Source organism: Pseudomonas sp. UM16 (assembly GCF_050312595.1).
Lineage (GTDB): Bacteria > Pseudomonadota > Gammaproteobacteria > Pseudomonadales > Pseudomonadaceae > Aquipseudomonas.
This window is the reverse complement of the sequence record NZ_JBNPJT010000005.1, coordinates 144,857-167,429: the sequence shown is the minus strand read 5'-3', so window position 1 is coordinate 167,429 and position 22,573 is coordinate 144,857. Positions and strand designations below refer to the sequence as shown.

Sequence of the window (22,573 nt, the reverse complement as noted above, 5' to 3'; positions counted from 1 at the left end):
GCGACGCTGTGTTGCCCTTGCGTGCAGCTTATGGCTTGCAGCTTGGCGCTGAACGGTGCTCCGATGTTGAATTTTGTGCTAGCTGTGCTGTTGTTCGCCGCCTTGGGCCTAACCGTCCTCGGCGCCTTGCGGCGCGTGCGGATGTGGCGCCAAGGCCGGCCTTCCAAAGTCGACCTGCTTGGCGGTCTGCTGGCCATGCCACGGCGCTATATGGTCGACCTGCACCATGTGGTCGCCCGTGATAAATACATGGCCAACACCCACGTCGCGACCGCGGGTGGCTTTGTTCTGGCGGCGGTGCTGGCGATCCTGGTGCACGGCTTTGGCCTGCACAACAAGATCCTCGGCTATGCCTTGTTGTTCGCCACCGTGCTGATGTTTGCCGGTGCATTGTTCGTTTACAAGCGCCGCCTCAATCCACCGTCGCGCCTGTCAAAAGGGCCGTGGATGCGCCTGCCAAAAAGCCTGTTGGTCTTTGCCGCAAGCTTCTTCATTGCCACATTGCCTGTGGCCGGCATCCTGCCTGAAGGTTTTGGTGGTTGGTTGCTGGTCGGTGTTTTGGGCCTTGGCGTGCTCTGGGGTGTATCTGAACTGTTCTTCGGCATGACTTGGGGTGGGCCGATGAAGCACGCCTTTGCCGGTGCCCTGCACCTGGCCTGGCACCGCCGCGCCGAACGCTTCGGCGGCGGACGTTCGACCGGCCTCAAACCCATCGACCTGGAAGATCCGCAGGCATTGCTGGGCGTGGAGAAACCCAAGGACTTCACCTGGAACCAGTTGCTCGGTTTTGACGCCTGCGTGCAATGCGGCAAGTGTGAAGCAGCGTGCCCGGCGTTTGCTGCCGGACAACCACTGAACCCGAAAAAACTCATCCAGGACATGGTCGTCGGACTGGCGGGTGGCACCGATGCCAAATTTGCCGGCAGTCCTTACCCTGGCAAGCCGATTGGTGAACACGGTGGCAACCCGCATCAGCCAATCGTCAACGGCCTGGTCGATGCCGAAACCCTGTGGTCGTGCACCACCTGCCGCGCCTGTGTGGAGGAGTGCCCGATGATGATCGAGCACGTCGATGCCATCGTCGACATGCGCCGCCACCTGACCCTGGAAAAAGGCGCCACGCCAAACAAAGGCGCCGAAGTGTTGGAAAACCTGATTGCCACCGACAACCCAGGCGGTTTTGCACCGGGTGGGCGGATGAACTGGGCTGCCGACCTTAACCTGAATCTGCTCAGCGACCTGAAAGCCACCGAGGTGCTGTTCTGGGTAGGCGACGGCGCCTTCGATATGCGCAACCAGCGTACCTTGCGGGCGTTCGTCAAAGTGCTGAAAGCGGCCCAAGTGGATTTTGCCGTGCTCGGTCTGGAAGAGCGCGACAGTGGTGACGTGGCCCGTCGTCTGGGTGATGAAGCGACCTTCCAGCAATTGGCCAAACGTAATATCCAGAGCATGGCCAAGTACAACTTCAAGCGCATCGTCACCTGTGACCCGCACAGCTTCCATGTGCTCAAGAACGAGTACGGCGCCTTGGGTGGCGAGTACCTGGTGCAGCACCACAGCACCTACATCGCCGAACTCATTGGCGCAGGTGCGCTGAACCTTGGGCAACACAAAGGCGGCAGCGTCACCTATCACGATCCGTGCTACCTGGGCCGTTACAACGGGGAATACGAAGCGCCACGTGAGGTTCTGCGGGCTTTGGGCATTGAAGTGAAGGAAATGCAGCGTTCGGGCTTCCGTTCGCGCTGCTGCGGCGGTGGCGGCGGTGCGCCGATCACCGACATTCCCGGCAAACAGCGGATTCCCGACATGCGTATGCAAGACATCCGTGAGACCGCCGCCGAGCTGGTCGCCGTCGGTTGTCCACAGTGCACAGCGATGCTTGAAGGCGTGGTTGAACCGCGACCGTTGATCAAGGACCTGGCCGAGTTGGTAGCCGATGCCTTGCTTGAAGAACAAACCCCGGCAAGTAAACCCGCGCCCGCCAAACGCGAACCTGCGGAGGTGCACTGATGAGCGACATTATTCGCCGTGACCCGCGCGCCGAATGGATTGCCCGTAACCGCCTGCATCCTTTGCATGCGGCCATGCAGCAAACTCAGCAGCACAACTGGATGGGCCCCAACGGTGTTATACGCAAGAACCCGCATGGGGTTGGTTTCATCGGCCCTAATGGCATCAAACGCATTGACCGTAGCGGTGCCCAGCAAGGCACCAGCAACAAGCGCAGCGCCGCTGTCGTTGTAGAGTTGCCGCTGCATCAAGTACCGCAACCGGCGTTCTACATTGCCGTGGTGCCGGACATGCTTGGTGGTCGTCTGGGCAGCCACGACCGTGATCTACTCGGCCTGGCTCATAGCCTGGCCGGTAGTGACGGTGCGGTGTTGGCTGTAGTGTTTGGTGAACACAAGGAACGTAATTTTTCCACAGCCGGTGTTGATCGCTTGCTCGTCATCGAGGGGGACGAGTTTGAAGGATATGCACCGGAGCAATTGGTGCAGGGTTTACGCGCTGTGGATAACCAGTTCAATCCGCGCCACTGGCTGCTGCCCGACAGTCGCAGCGGCGGCGGTGAATTGGGGCGGCGTTTTGCTGCAGCACTTGGCGAGCGGCCAGCGACCAGAGTTTGGCAAGTCAAGGATGGACAATGCAGCGGTCGCGCCGGCGCAGGGCAACAGGATCTGATTCGTGGCCTGCCACGCTTGATCCTGGCGGCAGCCGAATGCGCCGAGCCGGTCAGCGAAACTCGTCATGAGGTTTTGTCTGAACACTTATCCACAAGCGTGGCGCGTAGCCTGCCTCGCATCGAGGACCTCGGTCCGGTGGCTGTCGATCCAGCGGCCATTGCCATGGCTGAAGCTGAATTCATTGTTTCTGGTGGCAACGGCGTCAAGGATTGGGACCTGTTCCACCGTGCCACCGTGGCCTTGGGGGCGACCGAAGGGGCATCGCGGGTGGCGGTGGATGACGGTTTCATGCCGCGCAACCGCCAAGTAGGTGCTACCGGCACCTGGGTGACGGCGCGAGTCTACGTGGCTGTGGGTATCTCTGGGGCGATCCAGCATCTGCAGGGCATTGGTGCCTGCGATAAGGTGGTGGCGATTAACATGGACCCAGGCTGCGACATGATCAAACGTGCCGATTTGTCAGTCATCGGCGACAGCGCGGCAATTCTGCAGGCGTTGATCGAGGCTGTGGAAAACTATCGCAACGACGCCAAGCGTGATGCGGCATAAGGGCAAGGGGCAATTATGAACACCACGGTTATCAGTCTGGTTTCAATCGGTGCGCACCCTAGCTCCGGTCGTAGCCGACGTGCCGAGCAGGATGCACGGGCGGTAGAGTTGGGCTTGCAGCTGGCTGGGGATAACCTGCAGGTGCTGCATGCTGGCGACCCCCAGGAGCCGGCCTTGCGCGCCTATCTAGGGATGGGATTGGCGCAACTGGATGTGCTTGAACAGCCTCAGGGGGCGGATGCCCTCGGGGTGCTTGGCGACTATCTGCGTGAAGCCGGTGCACAGTTGGTCCTCACCGGAAGCCAAGCGGAAACCGGAGAAGGCTCAGGCATGCTGCCCTTCCTGTTGGCAGAACGCCTGGGCTGGCCGCTGGTGGTCGGGCTGGCCGAAGTGGAATCTATCCACAATGGCGTAGCTCAGGTGCTGCAGGCGTTGCCACGGGGTCAGCGGCGTCGGCTCAGAGTACGCTTGCCGCTACTGGCGACTGTGGATAACGCCGCGCCCAAGCCGCGGCAAAACGCTTTCGGTCCTGCGCGCCGCGGTGTCTTGGCCGCGCGCCAAGTAGAGATCGTCGAAGACGAGTTGTTCACAGGCGCCGAACTGCAGCCGGCCAAGCCTCGGCCTAAGCGTTTGAAGGTGATCAAGGCCAAAAGCGGTGCTGAGCGCATGAAAGCGGCCACCGCCAAGGCCAGCGGCGGCGGTGGACAAGTGCTCAAAGGCGTCAGTCCGCAGGCGGGGGCTGAAGCTATCCTCAAGTTGCTGGTGGAAGAGGGCGTGCTGCGCTGAGCAGTTGCTCACAAAGTCTGTTGGCCGATCTGTGGATAAAGTGTTTGTGTATGGCTGGAGGGCACGCATTGCGTGCCTTTCGGCGTTAAGGTTAAAAAACAACCAATCTAAGTTGCGGATTTTATGGGGCTTTCTCCCATAGCCTTTACTCAGATTGCCCACAATCGCTGTTGGCGGCTCTGTGGATAATATGTTTGCCTATGGCTAAGAGCCCCGTACGGAAAGGGCTGTGAAGGTTTGATCAAAAAACGTCCAATTACTACCTTTACGCTTGTCTAAGCCCTGTATTACTGCTCTTTAGGCCGTTATCCACAAGCCTTTTCTGAGCTTATGACTTTTGCACACAAAGTCTGTTGGCCTCTCTGTGGATAAGGTGTTTGCCTTCTGCTATGAGCCTCGTATTTAAAGGGCTACAGAGGATTGATCAAATAGTGACCAATAATTTTCCATGGTAAAAACAATGACTTGCCCACATTAGCTGTGGGTTGTCCTGTGGATAAAGTGTTTGCTGTATGGAGGCGGCCAGTGGCGCCGGGGGATTGCGGCGGATGGTTAAAATTTGTACAGCCTGTTGCGGCCTATCGCCGACCTTGCCGGCGATGGGCCGCACAGCGGCGCTGCTTTACTGCGCTGCAACTCCCTTGAGATAAGGCGCTGGCGCCGCGCCAAGATTGTTCAACACCCGCTCGCTGTACCAATCCACAAAGTTCACCACCCCAAACTCATAGGTCTTGGAATACGGCCCCGGTTGGTAAGCCGTGGAGTTGATCCCGCGCTGGTTCTCTTCGGCCAGGCGCCGGTCCTGGTCGTTGGTGGCGTCCCAGACCTGACGCATGCGCGCCGGGTCGTAATCGACCCCTTCGACGGCATCCTTATGCACCAGCCACTTGGTGGTCACCATGGTTTCCTGGGCGCTGATCGGCCACACGGTAAAGACGATGATGTGATCGCCCATGCAGTGGTTCCAGGAGTGCGGCAAATGCAGGATGCGCATCGACCCCAGGTCCGGGTTCTTAATCCGCCCCATGAGCTTCTGGCAGCCCTGCTTGCCGTCCAGAGTCATCGACACCGTGCCCTTGAGCAACGGCATGCGCACAATGCGGTTGCGCAGGCCGAAGCTGGCGTGTGCGTACGGAATCTTCTCTGCGTCCCAGGCTGCGGCCGAGGCGGCGACATGGTCCTTGAAGGCCTGGTCGGCCCGAGGATCGGTAACGTCGTCCCACTCCAGCAGGGTTTTCAACAGCTCCGGATGTGAACCGCTGCAGTGGTAGCATTCACGGTTGTTTTCCAGCACCAGCTTCCAGTTGGCCTTTTCCATCAAGGTGGTTTGCACCGCCACCTTGGTGTTTTCCATGTCGTAGGGTTCCATGTAGTGCGTCAAGGTTGCCAGGAAGTCATCGATGGCTGGCGGGTTTTCGGCCAGGCTGATGAAGATGTAGCCGCCGGCGGTCTTGACGTTGACCGGCTTGAGGCCGTACTGCTTCATGTCGAAGTCGGCGCCCATCTCGGTGCCGGCAAACAGCAGGCGGCCGTCGAGTTCGTAGGTCCACTGGTGGTAGTGGCAGACCAGCTTGGCGACTTTGCCCTTGTCGCTGGTGCACAAGCGTGAGCCACGGTGACGACAAACGTTATGAAAGGCATGCACCTGACCTTCAGCACCGCGCACCACCAGAATCGGGTTCTTGCCGATCTGCAGGGTGAGGAAGTTGCCCTTGGTCGGGATTTCACAGGTCATCCCGGCAATCAGCCATTCCTTCTGGAAGATCTCTTCCATGTCGATCTGAAACAGGCGCTCGTCGCAATAGAACGGCTGAGGCAGCGAGAAGGTGCGCTCGCGGCTCTGCAACATCTCGGCAGTCGCCTTGCGCGCAGGTTCCAGTGGATCGCCCAGACTCAAAGTTGCGGTGACGTCCATCGTGTAGGTCCTCATGGCCAGTGCTTGTGGCCGGTGAAAGTGGCTAATCGTTGTTATGGCGACGCAAGGCTAAATACAGCAGGATCATTTGCGATGGAGTGTGCGATTGAAGTGTTCGCGAACCATATCTACGGGCGACATGATCAGATCCGTTTCCGACGCGCCAGCCCTTGTAACAGGGGGCTGGTCGCGATAAGCACGCCGATGTCGCGGATAGGAAAGTGTCCGCCGCACAGCTTGCGCAGAATCGCAGCCATCAGGCCACCGTCGGCCGTGGAGACGAGCATGTCCAACTTCCTCAATCCGGTCAGCACCCAGACCTGGGCCAACGGCCGTCACATCGTCCGTTGCGTCAAGGTGATCCAGGAAACCTGGGATGTGCGCACTTTCTGTTTCATGGCCGACCAGCCAATCATGTTCTTCTTCAAACCAGGCCAGTTCGTGACCCTGGAGCTGGAGATCGAAGGCCAGCCGATCATGCGCTCGTACACCATTTCCAGTTCGCCTTCGGTGCCTTACAGCTTCTCGGTGACGATCAAGCGGGTACCGGGTGGCAAAGTTTCCAACTGGCTGCACGACACCCTGCACGAAGGCCAGGAACTGGCAGTGCACGGGCCGGTCGGGTTGTTCAACGCCATCGACTTCCCCAGCCCCAAAGTGCTCTACCTCAGTGGTGGTGTCGGAATCACTCCGGTAATGTCCATGGCTCGTTGGTTCTATGACACTAACGCCAATGTCGATATGGTTTTCGTGCACAGCGCACGCTCACCGAAAGACATCATCTATCACCGCGAGCTGGAGCACATGGCGTCGCGGATCGACAACTTCAGTTTGCATATCATTTGTGAAAAGCATGGTCTGGGCGAGCCTTGGGCAGGCTACCGTGGCTATCTCAATCAAAAGCTGATGGAGTTGATCGCCCCGGACTACATGGAGCGGGAAATATTCTGCTGCGGCCCGACACCGTACATGCACGCGGTCAAGCGCCTGCTGGAAGGCAGCGGCTATGACATGAGCCGCTATCACGAGGAGTCGTTTGGTGCGACTCCGGCCGAGGTCAAGGCCGACGCCGTGGAGCTCGCCGAGCAAGCCGCTGACGCGCCGGAAGTGGACAATGCCGACCTGCATCAGGTGGAGTTCACCGCTGCCGGCAAGAGTATCCGCGTGGCGCCGGGCGAAACTGTGCACGCGGCGGCAGCCAAGCTTGGCCTGATGATTCCCAAAGCCTGCGGTATGGGCATCTGTGGCACCTGCAAGGTGCTCAAGCTCGGTGGTGAGGTGGAGATGGAGCACAACGGCGGCATCACCGATGATGACGTCGCCGAAGGCTATATCCTGTCGTGCTGCAGCGTGCCCAAAGGCGACGTGCGCATCGAATATTGATCAAACGCTGAAGCGTGCCACCAGTCCACTGAGGTCTACCGCCAGGCGCGACAGCTCGGCGCTCGCCGCACTGGTCTGGTTTGCGCCAGTGGCCGACTGCACCGACAGATCATTGATGTTAACCAGGTTACGGTCCACTTCACGGGCCACCTGGGCCTGTTCTTCGGCGGCACTGGCGATCACCAGGTTGCGTTCATTGATTTCGGTGACCGCGCCGGTGATGGTGTCCAGTGCAAGGCCTGCGCCGCGAGCGATGTTGAGGGTCGATTCGGCGCGTTCGGTACTGTTGCGCATCGAGTTGACTGCCTGTTCGGTGCCGCCTTGAATGCTACCGACCATCCGTTCGATTTCGCTGGTGGACTGTTGGGTGCGATGGGCCAGGGCACGTACCTCATCAGCCACCACGGCAAAGCCACGGCCAGCTTCACCGGCACGTGCTGCTTCGATGGCGGCGTTGAGGGCCAGCAGGTTGGTCTGGTCAGCCAAGCCGCGAATCACGTCCAGCACCTTGCCGATATCCCGCGACTCTTCCGCCAGGTTACCGATCAGCTTGGCGGTGCCCTGTACGTCAACGCTCATACGCTCAATAGCATTGACTGTTTCCAGAACCAGATCGCGGCCGTCGCCTGCCGAACGGGTAGCTTCCTTGGACGCTTCGGAAGTGCTCACAGCATTGCGCGCTACTTCTTCAACGGCGCTGGTCATCTCGGTAACCGCAGTGGCGGCCTGCTCGATTTCATTGTTCTGCTGTTGCAGGCCACGAGCGCTTTCGTCGGTGACGCTGTTCAGTTCTTCGGCGGCAGAAGCCAGCTGGGTGGCGGAGCCTGCAATCAATTGCAGGGTGTCGCGCAGTTTGTTCTGCATCTTGGCCATGGCTTGCAACAGGCGTGCAGCCTCATCTTGGCCTTGGGTTTCAATGCTGCGGGTGAGGTCGCCTTCGGCAATTCGCTCAGCGACCTGCAGTGCTTCACTGATCGGTTTGACGATGCTGCGGGTCAGCAACAGGGCACAAATCAGGGTCAGCGCCGTGGCGGTCAACAGTAAGCTGATAACCAGCGTGACAGCGTCGGAATACTGCTCGGCAGCGGTCTGGTTGATCTGCCGGGTTTGTTCGGTGTTGATGCTAACCAACTGATCCATAACACCGTTGATTTTCTCGGAGTTGTCGAGCACATCACGGTTGACCAGGCTGCGTAGCGTCTCCAGGTCATTGCTTTGCGAGGCTTGGCGCATGCGGCTTTCCAGTTGCCGGTACTGGTTGAGCAACTGCACATAGTCGTTGTAAGCGGCACGCTCTGGAGCAGATGTGATCAGCGGTTCATAGGCCTTTCGTGTTTCATCTATTTGCTGATTGCGCTGGTCGAACAGTTTGAGCGTGTTTTGTACAGTGTCGTCTTCCCGATTGAGCAATAGGCGATAGGACAATGTGCGCAAACGCAGGGTCAGTTGGGTGAGCTTATCGACGTTGGTGATGCTGGGCATCGAGGAGGTTTCAATAAATACGCCGGCCTGGCGAATTTTGCCCATTTGGTTGAGGGCGAACAGGCCCAGGCCGAGCATCAGCGCGCCAATCAAGAAAAAGCCCAGGAGCGCGCGCGGGGCAATATTCATATTGCGTAGGGACATAGTGAGTCTTCCGGAAAGGGAAAAGGCGCGCGATCCGTGCGACAAAGTCGGGGTTTCCTCCTCGTATATCGGTCGACCTGAAGCAGACTTGAGGCGCGGGGAAATGAAACGGCGAAGTCAGCTATCGACTTTCCTGACAGGCGGGCACCTGAAGGGGGAACCGGACCGCTATCAGTGGGTCAATCTGCACCAGGCCGAAGCGTCTAACCCGATATCCCTGGCGAGCACGCGGACTTTTCTTTATCGTGTGCGCCCCCTGAAAATCCCGAGAAGGCAATCATGTTGGAAACATCCCTTAGTCAATTGGAACAACTCGTCATCGACCTGGTACAAAAAAATCAGGAGTTGAGCGAGCGCAACGAGCAGATCAGCGTTGAATTGGCTCAAGCCAAAGATGAAAACGAGAGCCTGCAGCTGTCGTTGATGGAGCAAGAAGAAAAGCACGGCGCTACTGCCGCACGCATTCAGGCTCTGGTTGAGCGCGCCAGTGGCGGTACCGTCAACGCATGAGAACTTCAGCACAGCCGATCAATGTCGTGTCGATCCTTGGCAGTGACTATTCGATCAAGGCCCCCGAAGGCCAGGAGCAGGCCCTGGCGCAGGCCGTGCAGATGCTCAATGCGTCGCTGGCCGAGACCAAGCGCAAATACCCGACCCTGATCGGTGACAAGCTGCTGGTTCTGGCAGCCCTCAACCTGTGCTCGCAGCAGATTGATCTGCAACAGCAGCACCAGCAGGCCCTCGACCGTTACCAAGAGCAAGTCAGCGCCACGGTCGATGTCATTGCCCGGACCATCGGCAACAGCTGATAGGCTCCCGCTAAACCGTTCTACTTCCTTTTGCTTGCTCACTGCCTGTTCGGCAGTGAGTGGCATTGTCGTGGGTCAATGGAGTTATTGTATTTTCATCTGTATACAATTGGCCTGGCTATTGCAGCACAAGGCTTATTTGCTCAGGGGAAGGTTCATGCAGTTCTGGCGGCGCAGTATCCAGTGGCAACTGATCGCAAGCATGGGCGCAGCCCTGTTGGTGAGCATTCTTATCGTCGTGGCGATCTACTCGGTGGCGGTCAATCGCCTGACCGAACGTTACCTGGTCGACACTGCTTTACCGGCGAGCATTGAGGCGATTCGTAACGACATCGAACGGATGTTGAGCCGTCCGCTCACCGCCGCTTCGGATATCGCCAACAATACCTTGCTGCGCGACTGGCTGGCAGCGGGCGAAGATCCAGCCCAGGCGCCGCAGTTTATCGAGTACCTCGAGGCCTTGCGGCAGAAGAATCAGGCGTTCACCGCGCTGTTTGCGGCCACCGAAAGCAACCACTACTACAACGAAAAAGGCCTGGACCGTACCTTGAGTCGCAGCAACCCAGCTGACAAGTGGTTTTACGGCTTTATCGACAGTGGCAATCCGCGTTTGCTCAACATCGACACCGATGGCAGTACCGGAGAGCTGGCACTGTTTATCGATTACCGGGTGGAAAAGGCCGGGAAGTTGGTGGGCATTGCCGGGCTTGGCTTGCGCATGACCGAGTTGTCGGAACTGATTCACAACTTCAGCTTTGGTGAGCGTGGCCGGGTTTTCCTGGTGCGTAACGACGGCTTGATCCAGGTGCATCCAGAGCAACAATTCAGTGGCAAGCGAAAGCTCGCCGAGCAAATCGGCGAAACGGCGGCAACGGTGCTGTTGAACCACGAAAAGGGCGTGAGTAGCAGCCGATTCGAGCGCGATGGCGAAGAGTACCTGGCCTTGAGCCTGCCGCTGCGTGACCTGAACTGGACCCTGGTCGCTGAAGTGCCGGAGGCGCAAATCTACGCCCCGGTCCGCGAGACCGTAGGGTTAACCAGCTTGATCGGTGCTGCCGTGGCGCTGGTGTCGCTGTTGCTAGTTGTACTATTGGCCCGAGGCATTGTCCGGCCAATTCGTCGAGTAACGGCGGCGTTGATGGCGATTGGTAAGGGTGGCGGTGACCTGACCCAGCGTCTGGATGAAGCCCGTGCCGATGAACTGGGCGACCTGGCGCGCGGCTTCAACCGTTTCCTCAACAGCCAGCGCGACTTGATCGGCGAAGTGCTGCGTACCACAGAGCGCTTGCACAGCTCGGTCACGCAAGTGACCCAGGTAGTGGAGAACACCGCCGAGCGTTCCGGGCGTCAACAGGAAATGACCGAAATGGTCGCCACCGCGGTGCATGAGATGGGCCTGACCGTGCAAGACATCGCCCAGAATGCTGGCAACGCAGCACAGGCTTCGGAAACGGCTCGCACTGAAGCGCTTGAGGCCCGCGAAGTGGTGCGGCGCTCGATTGCGCATATTGAAGGCATGTCCGGTGAAATAGGCCAGGCCGCCAATGCGGTGGGCGAGTTGGCCAGCGAAGTCGCTTCAATCGATGAAGTACTGGCGGTGATCCGTAGCATTTCTGAGCAGACCAACCTGCTGGCACTCAACGCGGCGATTGAAGCGGCGCGTGCCGGGGAGATGGGCCGCGGTTTTGCTGTGGTTGCTGACGAAGTACGTACGCTGGCCCGGCGTACTCAGGTTTCGACCGATGAAGTGCAGCAGATGATCCTGCGCCTTAAGCAGGGCGCCGGCAGTGCGGTTGCGTCGATGCAGGCCGGACAGGCAGCGACGGGAACGGGTGTGCAGTCCAGTCAGCAGACCGGTGCGTCACTGAGCACCATCACCGATCAGGTCGAGCACATCAGCGACATGAACCATCAGGTGGCCACCGCGACCGAGGAACAGTCGGCGGTGACCGAGGAGATCAATCGTACTGTGCAGGGGATTTCCGACCTGGCACGGGCGACCGCGGCGGATGTGCAGGGCTGTCGGGAGGAGTGCCAGGCGTTGCGCGGATTGGCCGATGACCTGGCGCGGCAGATGGGTGGGTTCAGGCTCTAGAGCAATCTGAACCTCATCGCCGGCAATGCCGGCGATGAGGTTTTCAGGCGCCCATGGCCTCGCGGATATCCGCCGCCAGCTCTCGCACTCGCGCCTCGTCGGTGTCCCACGAACACATAAACCGCGCTCCACCGCTGCCAATGAAGGTGTAAAAGCGCCAGCCCTTGTTGCGCAAGGCTTCCAGAGCCGGTTCCGACATCTGCAGGAACACGCCGTTGGCTTGCACCGGGAACATTAGCTCGACCCCCGGCACGTCACTGACCAACTCGCTGAGCAAGGTCGCGCAACGGTTGGCGTGGTGGCCGTATTTGAGCCAGGCGTCGTTTTCCAGTAGCCCGACCCAAGGGGCAGACAAAAAGCGCATCTTCGAAGCCAGCTGTCCGGCCTGTTTGCAGCGGTAGTCGAAATCTTCGGCCAGCTTGCGGTTGAAGAACAGGATCGCTTCACCCACCGCCATGCCATTCTTGGTTCCGCCAAAGCACAGAACATCAACGCCTGCCTTCCAGGTCAATTCGGCAGGCGTGCAGCCAAGAGAGGCACAGGCGTTGCTGAAGCGGGCACCGTCCATATGTAGGTTCAGGCCCAGTTCTTTGCAGGTGGCGCTGATTGCCTTGAGTTCGTCGGGGCGGTAGACGGTGCCGACTTCGGTGGCCTGGGTGATGGTCACCACCCGTGGTTTGGGATAGTGGATGTCCTGGCGCTTAAGAGCGACTTCGCGGATCGACTCGGGAGTCAGCTTCCCCGCAACGCTGCGGGCGGTAAGTAGTTTAGAACCGTTGGAGAAAAACTCTGGCGCGCCGCACTCGTCGGTCTCGACGTGGGCGGTCTCTGAGCAGATCACGCTGTGGTAGCTCTGGCACAAGGACGAAAGTGCCAGTGAGTTGGCGGCGGTGCCGTTGAAGGCGAAAAATACTTCGCAGTCGGTTTCGAACAGTTTGCGAAAGTACTCGGCGGCGCGGGCGGTCCACTGGTCATCGCCATAGGAGCGGTCATGGCCGTGGTTGGCTTTTTCCATGGCGGCCCAGGCTTCAGGGCAGATGCCTGAGTAGTTGTCGCTGGCGAATTGCTGGCTTTGCTCTGTCATGACACTGTCCTGTGAATGAAGCAGAACAGCACTCTAAATCATTGGCTCACAGCTTGCCCATAGGACCGTGCTGCCGTGAGTGAAGGGCACCACCCACGGCAGCAAAACGCTAACTCAAGATTCCTCAGAGAGTACGATGGGGGCAGTTTCTTCGCGAATATAATTGTCAAAAGGCATTGTACGCATGGTGACCAGGCTAACGTAGCCCGTGTTTTCATAAACAACGAAGTCGCCTGGTAGTGCCAATGTTCCAAAGTCACGGGTGTCAATGCTGTGCTCAAATACTTTGTTGCCGATAGTTCTTATGACGAATTTTGATGTGCCGTCTTCTAAATGGTGGAGTGTTCTGTACTTGACGGTGTCCAATGTTCCCGTAATTCTAATCACGGTATTTTTGGGGGCGTAAAGTGCAATCGGATGATTTTCCCCACTTTCCAGAATGTCAGATGGAATTTCATACGTTATCAGCTCTACGGGTTTGTTCGTATCAGATACAATTTTCTCCGTGATATATCGAAATTGACCATTTTCCACGATGATGTCATGGGTTTCGGAGTTGGCGTAGGCTGCGTCGCGGCTGACGGTAGTGGAGTAAAACTCATTTCCTGTGCGGATCGTGATGATGGCCGTATCAGGTCCCGTCAATTCAATAAAACGTATGGAGACTCTTTGATTGAAGCTGCGGGTTGGATAATAATTCCCCGTGTGTGCATACAGAAGGCTCTCGGGGTTTTTAGCTTTCTTAGAGGGGCTAATTAATTTCAGGTGATCTTCGTAGCTGGGGGCGCGTTCTTCGAGATTTTTCATGGGGCAAACCCTGCGGTTGTTTTGACATGGGAGCATTCAAGCGTGTTTCCAGAAGTCGTAAACTAAGTGCTGGAAAAGTGTGCGCAACTGACTGTTTTAGTAGTTGTCAATTTTCGTAAAATGCAGTCGCGGTGGCCTGACTACCAAAGTCCACATGCTCTGCGACGCCAACGGGACACCGTTGCGCTTCCTCCTCTCTGGCGGTCAAGCCAGTGACATCAGCTACGCCCAACCCCTGTTGGACGAGGTCAGCATTCCATCGAGCCAACGTGGCCGCCCGCGTAAACGCTGTAAATGGTTGCTTGCCGACAAGGGCTACGACGCCGAAGCGCTACGCCGCTACTGCGACCAACATCGAATGCAACCCGTCATCCCGCTGCGCTCGATGAAGCGCAAACCCAAGCCTGGCTTACCCAGACTGTTTGATCGGCCCAAGTACCGACAGCGCAACATCATCGAGCGCATGTTTGGCTGGCTGAAAGAGAACCGCCGGATCGTGACACGCTTCGACAGGCTCGCGAAAAGCTATGCCGCTATGGTCTCGCTGGCTTGTTCCATGCGGTGTTTGCGACATCTCTTTTCGTACAGTGCCTAGAGTGATGGGTTTTTCTGCTGTTGATCAAGTTTAGGAAGAGGAATTAAACGCAGTTCTACCGTCAGATTATTGGATTGCCCTTCGCGAGTTATCCTTTTTTGCTCAAGCGTAAATTGAAGTCCATAATCAATAATCACATCGCTATGGTCGCAACTTAAGAATGCCTGTTGTCGATCAATGTCGGCTTCAACTGTATGTCCATTGTCCAGCACAATTTTAATTGCCGCTGCGGTCGAACCACTCAGCGTTAAGATTCGCTGAATCACAATGCCCGCCCGCTCCGGACCAATCAATGTGTCAGAGTAGTAAGAGCCAGTGTTTGCATACGCGAGTTGTTCGGGGAGTGGAGGATAGTCGCCGGCTGCGATGTTTTTTTCACTAACAGACTTTTTCACGATTGAGGTTGTCATGATGAAATTCCTGTTTGAAGAAGTATCACCATAGGTGAGTTCGCAAATAGCCGTAACTGGCATATTTGTCAGGTTGAAATTCCCCGATTGTCTGCTACGCAAGGGCGTTGCCGCTGCAGTTCTTGGCGCATTGTTGTATGGATCAGAGCTTTTACTTCAGTCACCCTGTATCGAAAGCGAACCCCCCCCATGTCGTAAACGCACCATTGCAAGGCGTGCGCAGGCATCTGGGCTCCCCGCGCCGGTCATACCATCGCTGCAAAGGCTCATTGGGCCTATCAGACAAGAAATGATCGCTGCCGGGAGACTCTCAATGTTCAGCAAGCAAGACCAGATCCAGGGTTACGACGACGCACTGCTGGCGGCGATCAATGCCGAAGAGCAACGCCAGGAAGATCACATCGAACTGATTGCCTCGGAGAACTACACCAGCAAGCGCGTCATGCAGGCCCAAGGCGGCGGTTTGACCAATAAATACGCTGAAGGCTACCCGGGCAAGCGCTATTACGGCGGTTGCGAGCATGTGGATAAAGTCGAGCAGTTGGCCATCGATCGCGCCAAGCAGTTGTTCGGTGCCGGTTACGCCAACGTCCAGCCGCACTCAGGCTCCTCGGCCAACAGCGCCGTGTACCTGGCCTTGCTGCAGGCTGGCGACACCATTCTGGGCATGAGCCTGGCCCATGGCGGTCACTTGACCCACGGCGCCAAAGTGTCGTCCTCGGGCAAGCTGTACAACGCGGTGCAGTACGGCATCGACACCAACACCGGGTTGATCGACTACGACGAAGTCGAGCGTCTTGCTGTGGAACACAAGCCGAAGATGATCGTTGCCGGGTTCTCGGCCTACTCGAAAACCCTCGATTTCCCACGTTTTCGTCAGATCGCCGACAAAGTCGGCGCCTACCTGTTCGTCGACATGGCTCACGTTGCCGGCCTGGTTGCCGCTGGCCTGTACCCGAACCCGCTGCCTTACGCCGATGTGGTCACCACCACCACCCACAAGACTCTGCGTGGTCCACGTGGCGGCCTGATCCTGGCGCGTAGCAACGAGGAGATCGAGAAGAAGCTCAACGCCGCAGTATTCCCCGGGGCCCAGGGCGGCCCGCTGATGCATGTGATCGCCGCCAAGGCAGTGTGCTTCAAGGAAGCGCTGGAACCAGGCTTCAAGACGTATCAACAACAGGTCATCGACAACGCCCAGGCCATGGCCAAGGTGTTTATCGAGCGCGGCTTCGATGTGGTTTCCGGTGGTACTGACAACCACCTGTTTCTGGTTAGCCTGATTCGCCAAGGCCTGACCGGCAAGGACGCCGATGCCGCCCTGGGCCGTGCCCACATCACCGTCAACAAAAATGCCGTGCCCAACGATCCGCAGTCGCCGTTCGTCACTTCCGGCCTGCGCATTGGCACCCCGGCGGTCACCACCCGTGGCTTCAAGGTTGCCCAGTGCGTGGAACTGGCCGGGTGGATCTGCGACATCCTCGACAACCTCGGCGATGCCGATGTTGAGGCCGATGTTGCGAAGAACGTATCGGCACTGTGTGCAGATTTTCCGGTTTATCGCTGAGTGGTTCGGGAGTAGAGACTATGCAACGTTACTCGGGCTTCGGCCTCTTCAAACACTCACTCAGCCACCACGAAAACTGGCAGCGCATGTGGCGCACGCCGACCCCGAAAAAAGTCTATGACGTGGTTATCGTCGGTGGTGGCGGGCATGGCCTGGCCACCGCCTACTACCTGGCCAAGGAGCACGGCATTACCAACGTCGCTGTGGTCGAGAAGGGCTGGTTGGGTGGCGGCAACACCGCACGCAACACTACGATTGTCCGCTCGAACTACCTGTGGGACGAGTCGGCGCACCTCTATGAACACGCCATGAAGCTCTGGGAAGGGTTGTCGCAAGACATCAACTACAACGTGATGTTCTCCCAGCGGGGGGTCTATAACCTCTGTCATACCCTACAAGACATCCGTGACTCGGAGCGGCGGGTCAGCGCCAACCGCCTCAATGGTGTGGATGGCGAGTTGCTCAATACCCAGCAGGTCGCTGAAGAAATCCCTTACCTGGACTGCTCGAAAAACACCCGCTACCCGATCCTTGGCGCCACCGTGCAGCGGCGCGGCGGCGTCGCCCGTCACGATGCAGTGGCCTGGGGCTATGCCCGTGCCGCTGACGCTCTGGGCGTGGATCTGATTCAGCAGACCGAAGTGATCGGCTTTCGCAAGGAAAACGGCGTGGTCATTGGTGTCGAGACCAACAAAGGCTTTATCGGTGCCAAGCGCGTCGGTGTGGTTACAGCCGGCAATTCCGGGCACATGGCCAAACTCGCCGGGTTCCGCTTGCCGATTGAATCGCATCCGCTGCAAGCATTGGTGTCCGAGCCGCTCAAGCCGATCATCGACAGCGTGATCATGTCCAACGCCGTGCACGGCTATATCAGCCAGTCAGACAAGGGCGACCTGGTGATCGGCGCTGGCATCGACGGCTGGGTCGGTTACGGCCAGCGCGGTTCGTATCCGGTGATTGAGCACACCCTGCAGGCCATTGTCGAAATGTTCCCGATTCTTTCCCGGGTGCGGATGAACCGCCAGTGGGGTGGCATCGTCGACACCACGCCTGATGCTTGCCCGATCATCTCCAAGACGCCGGTGAAGAACATGTTCTTCAACTGCGGCTGGGGCACCGGTGGCTTCAAGGCCACGCCAGGCTCGGGCAACGTGTTTGCCGCCAGCCTGGCCAAGGGCGAAATGCACCCGCTGGCCAAACCCTTTTCCATCGACCGTTTTCACAACGGCGCTCTGATCGACGAACACGGCGCCGCCGCTGTCGCCCACTAACAGGAGAAGTCCCCATGTTGCATATCTTCTGTCCCCACTGCGGCGAGCTGCGCTCCGAGGAAGAGTTCCACGCTGCGGGCCAGGCCCATATTCCGCGGCCGCTGGACCCTAACGCCTGCTCCGACGAGGAGTGGGGCGACTACATGTTCTTTCGCGACAATCCGCGCGGCCTGCACCACGAGCTGTGGATTCACGCCGCCGGCTGCCGCCAGTACTTCAACGCCACCCGTGACACGGTGACCTACGAAATTCTGGAAACTTATCCGATCGGCGCCAAGCCGCAAGTGACCGGCAAAAACACCAGCCCGCAGTTGGCAGTCAGTGGTCAGGGAGAAAAGGTATGAGCCAGGTCTATCGCCTGTCCAGCGGCGGTCGCATTGATCGCAGCAAAGTCTTGAACTTCACTTTCAACGGCCAGACCTACCAGGGCTATGCCGGTGACACCCTGGCCGCCGCGCTGCTGGCCAACGGTGTCGACATCGTTGGGCGTAGCTTCAAGTACTCGCGCCCACGTGGGATCATTGCCGCAGGCTGCGAAGAGCCGAACGCGATCCTGCAGATTGGTGCTACTGAAGCCACTCAGGTGCCTAACGTACGTGCTACCCAGCAGGCGTTGTATTCCGGCCTGGTCGCCACCAGTACCAACGGCTGGCCGAGCGTGAACACTGATGTCATGGGTATTCTCGGTAAAGTCGGCGGCAAGCTGATGCCCCCGGGTTTCTACTACAAGACGTTCATGTACCCGCAGTCGTTCTGGATGACCTACGAGAAGTACATCCGCAAGGCAGCTGGGCTGGGTCGCGCACCTTTGGAAAACGATCCGGACAGCTACGACTACATGAGCCAGCACTGCGATGTGCTGGTGGTCGGCGCTGGCCCTGCCGGGCTTGCTGCGGCATTGGCCGCCGGGCGCAGCGGTGCGCGGGTGATCATCGCCGACGAACAGGAAGAGTTCGGTGGCAGCTTGCTCGATAGCCGTGAAACCCTCGATGGAAAACCGGCTGCCGAATGGGTCGCCAGCGTCGTGGCCGAGCTCAAGGGCATGCGCGAAGTCACCCTGTTGCCACGGGCTACGGTCAATGGTTATCACGACCACAACTTCCTCACCATTCACGAGCGACTGACCGACCACCTGGGTGATCGCGCGCCAATCGGCACCGTGCGCCAGCGCATGCACCGGGTGCGCGCCAAACGTGTGGTGCTGGCCACGGGTGCTCACGAGCGTCCGCTGGTGTACGGTAACAACGATGTGCCGGGCAACATGCTCGCCGGTGCGGTGTCGACCTACGTGCGTCGTTATGGTGTGGCACCGGGCCGCAACCTGGTGTTGTCGACCAACAACGACCATGCCTACCGCGTAGCCCTGGACTGGCATGACGCCGGCCTGAAAGTGGTCGCCATCGCTGATGCCCGTCACAACCCACGTGGTTCGCTGGTGGAAGAGGCGCGGGCCAAGGGCATCCGCATCCTTACCTCCAGCGCGGTGATCGAATCCCGTGGCAGCAAGCATGTTACCGCTGCCCGTGTCGCCGCTATCGACGTTAAAGCGCATAAAGTTGCCAGCCCCGGCGAATGGCTGGACTGCGACCTGGTAGCTACCTCCGGGGGCTACAGTCCGGTGGTGCATCTGGCTTCGCACCTGGGGGGCAAGCCGATTTGGCGTGACGACATTCTCGGTTTCGTACCAGGCGACGCCCCGCAGAAACGCGTGTGTGTCGGTGGTATCAACGGTGTGTTCGCGCTGGGCGACAGCCTGGCAGACGGTTTTGAAGGCGGCGTGCGCGCTGCCACCGAAGCAGGCTTCAAGGCTGTGGCAGGTAGCTTGCCAAAGGTGCTGGCACGTCAAGAAGAGGCCACGCTGGCACTGTTCCAGGTGCCCCATGACAGGAACACTGCGCGTGCGCCGAAACAGTTCGTCGACCAGCAGAACGACGTCACTGCGGCCGCCATCGAGCTGGCCACCCGTGAAGGGTTCGAGTCGGTCGAGCATGTCAAACGCTACACCGCACTGGGCTTCGGTACCGACCAAGGCAAACTGGGTAACATCAACGGCCTGGCCATTGCTGCCCGCTCCATGGGCATCACCATCCCGGAAATGGGCACCACCATGTTCCGTCCCAACTACACGCCGATCACCTTCGGCGCGGTGGCTGGGCGCCATTGCGGTCATCTGTTCGAGCCGGTGCGCTTTTCCGCGTTGCACGCCTGGCACCTGAAGAACGGCGCCGAGTTCGAAGACGTTGGTCAGTGGAAGCGGCCGTGGTACTTCCCGCGCAACGGCGAAGACCTTCATGCCGCCGTGGCCCGTGAGTGCAAGGCCGTGCGTGACAGCGTCGGCCTGCTGGATGCTTCGACCCTGGGCAAGATCGATATCCAGGGCCCGGATGCCCGAGAATTCCTCAACCGTATCTACACCAACGCCTGGACCAAACTCGACGTTGGCAAGGCGCGCTACGGCTTGATGTGCAAGGAAGACGGCATGGTCTTCGATGACGGTGTGACTGCCTGCGTCGGCGAAAACCATTTCATCATGACCACCACCACGGGCGGCGCGGCGCGTGTGCTGCAGTGGCTGGAGATCTACCAGCAGACCGAATGGCCTGAGCTCAAGGTGTACTTCACCTCGGTCACCGACCATTGGGCAACCCTGACCTTGTCAGGCCCGAACAGCCGCAAGCTGCTCAGCGAAGTGACCGATATTGACCTGGACAAGGACGCGTTTGCGTTCATGACCTGGAAAGAAGGTTTGGTCGCCGGCGTACCGGCACGGGTGTTCCGTATCTCGTTCACCGGTGAGCTGTCATACGAAATCAACATCCAGGCCAACTATGCCATGGGCGTGCTGGAGAAAATTGCCGAAGCGGGCAAACAGTACAACCTCACCCCGTACGGCACCGAAACCATGCACGTGCTGCGGGCCGAGAAGGGCTTCATCATTGTCGGTCAGGACACCGACGGTTCGATGACCCCGGACGATCTGAACATGGGCTGGTGTGTGGGGCGTACCAAACCGTTCTCGTGGATCGGCTGGCGTGGGATGAACCGCGAAGATTGCGTGCGTGAAAACCGCAAGCAGTTGGTCGGCCTCAAGCCGGTCGACCCGAATCAATGGCTGCCAGAAGGTGCGCAGCTGGTGTTCGATCCGAAACAGGCGATTCCGATGGACATGGTCGGTCACGTGACCTCCAGCTATGCCAGCAACTCCCTGGGTTATTCCTTCGCGATGGGTGTGGTCAAAGGCGGGCTCAAACGTCTGGGTGAGCGGGTCTACTCGCCTCAGGCTGATGGCAGCGTGATCGAAGCGCAGATCTGTTCATCGGTGTTCTTCGATCCGAAAGGCGAGCGCCAGAACGTTTAACCAGCCCCACTGTATCGCGGTGCAAGGTCTATAGAATTCAAGGCAGGTGAGTAATGAGCACGATTAACGTCTATCAGCAACGCCCCGGCAACGACGCCAAGGCCGAGTCGCCACTGCATCACGCCGACCTGCCCAGCCTGATCGGCAAGGCCCGCAAGAACGCTGGAGTCACCCTGCGTGAGCACAAATTCCTTGGCCACCTGACCCTGCGCGGCGATGGCCGCGATCCGGCCTTCGCCGGCGGAGTGTTCAAGGCCCTGGGCTTGGAATTGCCGGTTGCGCTGACAGTCGTCGCCAACGGCGATATGTCCTTGCAGTGGCTGGGCCCTGATGAGTGGCTGCTGATCGTCCCCGGCGGTCAGGAGTTCGCCGTCGAGCAGAAGCTGCGCGAGGCCCTTGAGGGCCAGCATATCCAGGTGGTCAACGTCAGTGGTGGACAAACCCTGCTAGAGCTCAGTGGCCGCAATGTGCGTGAAGTGCTGATGAAGTCCACCAGCTACGATGTACATCCAAACAACTTCCCCGTCGGCAAGGCCGTGGGCACGGTGTTTGCCAAGTCGCAACTGGTGATCCGCCGTACCGGCGAGGAAACCTGGGAACTGCTGATCCGTCGCAGTTTCTCCGACTACTGGTGGCTGTGGCTGCAGGACGCGGCAGCCGAATACGGTTTGAGCATCGAAGCCTAGGGAGAGTCGTATGAGCCGAGCACCGGACACCTGGATTCTCACCGCTGATTGTCCGAGCCTGCTCGGCACGGTGGATGTGGTGACGCGTTATCTGTATGAGCAACGCTGCTACGTCACCGAGCACCATTCGTTTGATGACCGTCTGTCCAGGCGCTTCTTCATTCGCGTGGAATTCCGTCAGCCGGATGATTTCGACGAAGTCAGTTTTCGCGCAGGCCTTGCTGAGCGGGGTGAGGCCTTTGGCATGCTGTTTGAGCTGACCGCGCCCAAGCACCGGCCGAAAGTGGTGATCATGGTTTCCAAAGCCGATCACTGCCTCAACGACCTGCTCTATCGCCAGCGCATCGGGCAATTGAGCATGGACGTTGTGGCGGTGATCTCCAATCACCCGGACCTGGAGCCATTGGCTCACTGGCACCGCATTCCCTACTACCATTTTGCTCTTGATCCGCATGACAAGCCGGCACAGGAGCGCAAGGTGCTACAGGTGATCGAAGAGTCTGGCGCGGAACTGGTGATCCTTGCCCGCTACATGCAAGTGCTGTCACCGGAGTTGTGCCGCAAGCTTGATGGTTGGGCCATCAACATTCACCACTCACTGCTGCCTGGGTTCAAAGGTGCCAAACCTTATCACCAGGCCTACAACAAGGGTGTGAAGTTGGTGGGGGCTACCGCTCACTACATCAACAACGACCTTGATGAAGGGCCGATCATTGCCCAAGGCGTGGAGGCGGTGGATCACAGCCATTATCCGGAAGACTTGATTGCCAAGGGCCGCGACATCGAGTGCCTGACCCTGGCGCGGGCGGTGGGCTATCACATTGAGCGGCGGGTATTTTTGAACGCCAACAGAACAGTCGTGCTCTGACAGGCCCTGTAGGAGCCGGCCTTGCCGGCGATTAGGCCCTCAAGGCCAGAACAGATTCCAGTAACTCAGCGCCGCTT

At 58.8% G+C, this 22,573-nt stretch carries 19 protein-coding genes and 2 pseudogenes; 15 read left to right on the top strand and 6 right to left on the bottom strand.

Annotated elements, in window-relative coordinates:
- Positions 1-63: 63 nt before the first annotated feature.
- The 3 genes from dgcB to ACQRAX_RS07645 are packed head-to-tail and all read left to right on the top strand — an operon-like array spanning position 64 to position 4,022.
- Positions 64-2,013 carry a dimethylglycine demethylation protein DgcB gene (dgcB, locus tag ACQRAX_RS07655; RefSeq protein WP_412038968.1) on the top strand — a complete coding sequence of 650 codons (1,950 nt, stop codon included), beginning with the start codon at positions 64-66 and terminating at the stop codon, positions 2,011-2,013.
- Entirely contained in the window at positions 2,013-3,236 is a 1,224-nt protein-coding gene (locus ACQRAX_RS07650) for an electron transfer flavoprotein subunit alpha/FixB family protein (RefSeq protein WP_412038969.1), read from the top strand. The genes dgcB and ACQRAX_RS07650 overlap by 1 nt, the downstream gene beginning before the upstream one ends.
- 15 nt (positions 3,237-3,251) lie before the next feature.
- The gene (locus ACQRAX_RS07645) at positions 3,252-4,022 is read left to right on the top strand and encodes an electron transfer flavoprotein subunit beta (RefSeq protein WP_412038970.1); all 771 of its coding nucleotides are present in this window, start codon (positions 3,252-3,254) and stop codon (positions 4,020-4,022) included.
- 622 nt (positions 4,023-4,644) lie between these two features.
- Here the strand turns inward: ACQRAX_RS07645 and gbcA are convergent.
- Together gbcA and ACQRAX_RS07635 are read right to left on the bottom strand one after the other, a co-directional pair.
- Positions 4,645-5,937, bottom strand: a complete 1,293-nt coding sequence (gbcA, locus tag ACQRAX_RS07640) for a glycine-betaine demethylase subunit GbcA (RefSeq protein WP_412038971.1) — start codon at positions 5,935-5,937, stop codon at positions 4,645-4,647.
- Between the two features lie 143 nt (positions 5,938-6,080).
- A complete protein-coding gene (locus ACQRAX_RS07635) occupies positions 6,081-6,224 on the bottom strand; it encodes a hypothetical protein (protein ID WP_412038972.1) in 144 nt (47 codons plus the stop codon).
- On the opposite strand from ACQRAX_RS07635, the gene gbcB reads away from it, so the two are divergent.
- A complete protein-coding gene (gene gbcB / locus ACQRAX_RS07630) occupies positions 6,223-7,320 on the top strand; it encodes a glycine-betaine demethylase subunit GbcB (protein WP_412038973.1) in 1,098 nt (365 codons plus the stop codon). The genes ACQRAX_RS07635 and gbcB overlap by 2 nt on opposite strands.
- Here the strand turns inward: gbcB and ACQRAX_RS07625 are convergent, their stop codons facing one another.
- Positions 7,321-8,946, bottom strand: a complete 1,626-nt coding sequence (locus ACQRAX_RS07625; protein ID WP_427867734.1) for a methyl-accepting chemotaxis protein — start codon at positions 8,944-8,946, stop codon at positions 7,321-7,323.
- 279 nt (positions 8,947-9,225) lie between these two features.
- On the opposite strand from ACQRAX_RS07625, the gene ACQRAX_RS07620 reads away from it, so the two are divergent.
- From ACQRAX_RS07620 to ACQRAX_RS07605, 4 genes and pseudogenes are all read left to right on the top strand, one after another.
- Positions 9,226-9,456, top strand: coding sequence for a hypothetical protein (locus ACQRAX_RS07620; RefSeq protein ID WP_412038974.1), 231 nt, complete (start codon positions 9,226-9,228; stop codon positions 9,454-9,456).
- Positions 9,453-9,755 (top strand): cell division protein ZapA, encoded by a 303-nt coding sequence (locus ACQRAX_RS07615; protein WP_301843263.1) that lies wholly within the window; start codon positions 9,453-9,455, stop codon positions 9,753-9,755. The genes ACQRAX_RS07620 and ACQRAX_RS07615 overlap by 4 nt, the downstream gene beginning before the upstream one ends.
- A pseudogene (locus tag ACQRAX_RS07610) lies at positions 9,724-10,986 on the top strand (HAMP domain-containing protein); the annotation flags it as partial. The gene ACQRAX_RS07615 and the pseudogene ACQRAX_RS07610, both read left to right, overlap by 32 nt.
- Positions 10,987-11,112: 126 nt before the next feature.
- Positions 11,113-11,850, top strand: a complete 738-nt coding sequence (locus tag ACQRAX_RS07605; RefSeq protein ID WP_427867735.1) for a methyl-accepting chemotaxis protein — start codon at positions 11,113-11,115, stop codon at positions 11,848-11,850.
- 43 nt (positions 11,851-11,893) lie between these two features.
- Here ACQRAX_RS07605 and ACQRAX_RS07600 read toward each other — a convergent pair whose 3' ends face one another.
- Both ACQRAX_RS07600 and ACQRAX_RS07595 read right to left on the bottom strand, forming a co-directional pair.
- On the bottom strand, positions 11,894-12,934 hold the full coding sequence (locus ACQRAX_RS07600) for a low specificity L-threonine aldolase (protein WP_412038975.1): 1,041 nt from the start codon (positions 12,932-12,934) through the stop codon (positions 11,894-11,896).
- Positions 12,935-13,048: 114 nt separating this feature from the next.
- Positions 13,049-13,741 (bottom strand): hypothetical protein, encoded by a 693-nt coding sequence (locus tag ACQRAX_RS07595; protein WP_412038976.1) that lies wholly within the window; start codon positions 13,739-13,741, stop codon positions 13,049-13,051.
- Between the two features lie 124 nt (positions 13,742-13,865).
- Between ACQRAX_RS07595 and ACQRAX_RS07590 the strand changes: the two are divergent.
- Positions 13,866-14,336, top strand: a pseudogene (locus ACQRAX_RS07590) (IS5 family transposase); the annotation flags it as partial.
- Here the strand turns inward: ACQRAX_RS07590 and ACQRAX_RS07585 are convergent.
- Positions 14,333-14,746 (bottom strand): hypothetical protein, encoded by a 414-nt coding sequence (locus tag ACQRAX_RS07585; RefSeq protein WP_412038977.1) that lies wholly within the window; start codon positions 14,744-14,746, stop codon positions 14,333-14,335. The pseudogene ACQRAX_RS07590 and the gene ACQRAX_RS07585 sit on opposite strands and share 4 nt — an antisense overlap.
- Before the next feature lie 313 nt (positions 14,747-15,059).
- On the opposite strand from ACQRAX_RS07585, the gene glyA reads away from it, so the two are divergent.
- From glyA to purU, 6 genes are read left to right on the top strand one after another with little or no spacing between them, the layout of a single operon-like run.
- On the top strand, positions 15,060-16,313 hold the full coding sequence (glyA, locus tag ACQRAX_RS07580) for a serine hydroxymethyltransferase (protein ID WP_412038978.1): 1,254 nt from the start codon (positions 15,060-15,062) through the stop codon (positions 16,311-16,313).
- A 20-nt stretch (positions 16,314-16,333) separates the two neighbouring features.
- Positions 16,334-17,584, top strand: coding sequence for a sarcosine oxidase subunit beta family protein (locus ACQRAX_RS07575; RefSeq protein WP_412038979.1), 1,251 nt, complete (start codon positions 16,334-16,336; stop codon positions 17,582-17,584).
- Positions 17,585-17,598: 14 nt separating this feature from the next.
- Positions 17,599-17,928: a sarcosine oxidase subunit delta gene (locus ACQRAX_RS07570; protein ID WP_412038980.1), complete on the top strand. Its 330-nt coding sequence runs from the start codon at positions 17,599-17,601 to the stop codon at positions 17,926-17,928.
- On the top strand, positions 17,925-20,942 hold the full coding sequence (locus ACQRAX_RS07565; RefSeq protein WP_412038981.1) for a sarcosine oxidase subunit alpha: 3,018 nt from the start codon (positions 17,925-17,927) through the stop codon (positions 20,940-20,942). Before ACQRAX_RS07570 ends, ACQRAX_RS07565 begins: the two co-directional genes overlap by 4 nt.
- Before the next feature lie 53 nt (positions 20,943-20,995).
- Positions 20,996-21,628, top strand: a complete 633-nt coding sequence (locus ACQRAX_RS07560; RefSeq protein WP_412038982.1) for a sarcosine oxidase subunit gamma — start codon at positions 20,996-20,998, stop codon at positions 21,626-21,628.
- Positions 21,629-21,638: 10 nt separating this feature from the next.
- On the top strand, positions 21,639-22,496 hold the full coding sequence (gene purU, locus ACQRAX_RS07555) for a formyltetrahydrofolate deformylase (protein WP_412038983.1): 858 nt from the start codon (positions 21,639-21,641) through the stop codon (positions 22,494-22,496).
- The last annotated feature ends 77 nt before the right edge of the window (positions 22,497-22,573 follow it).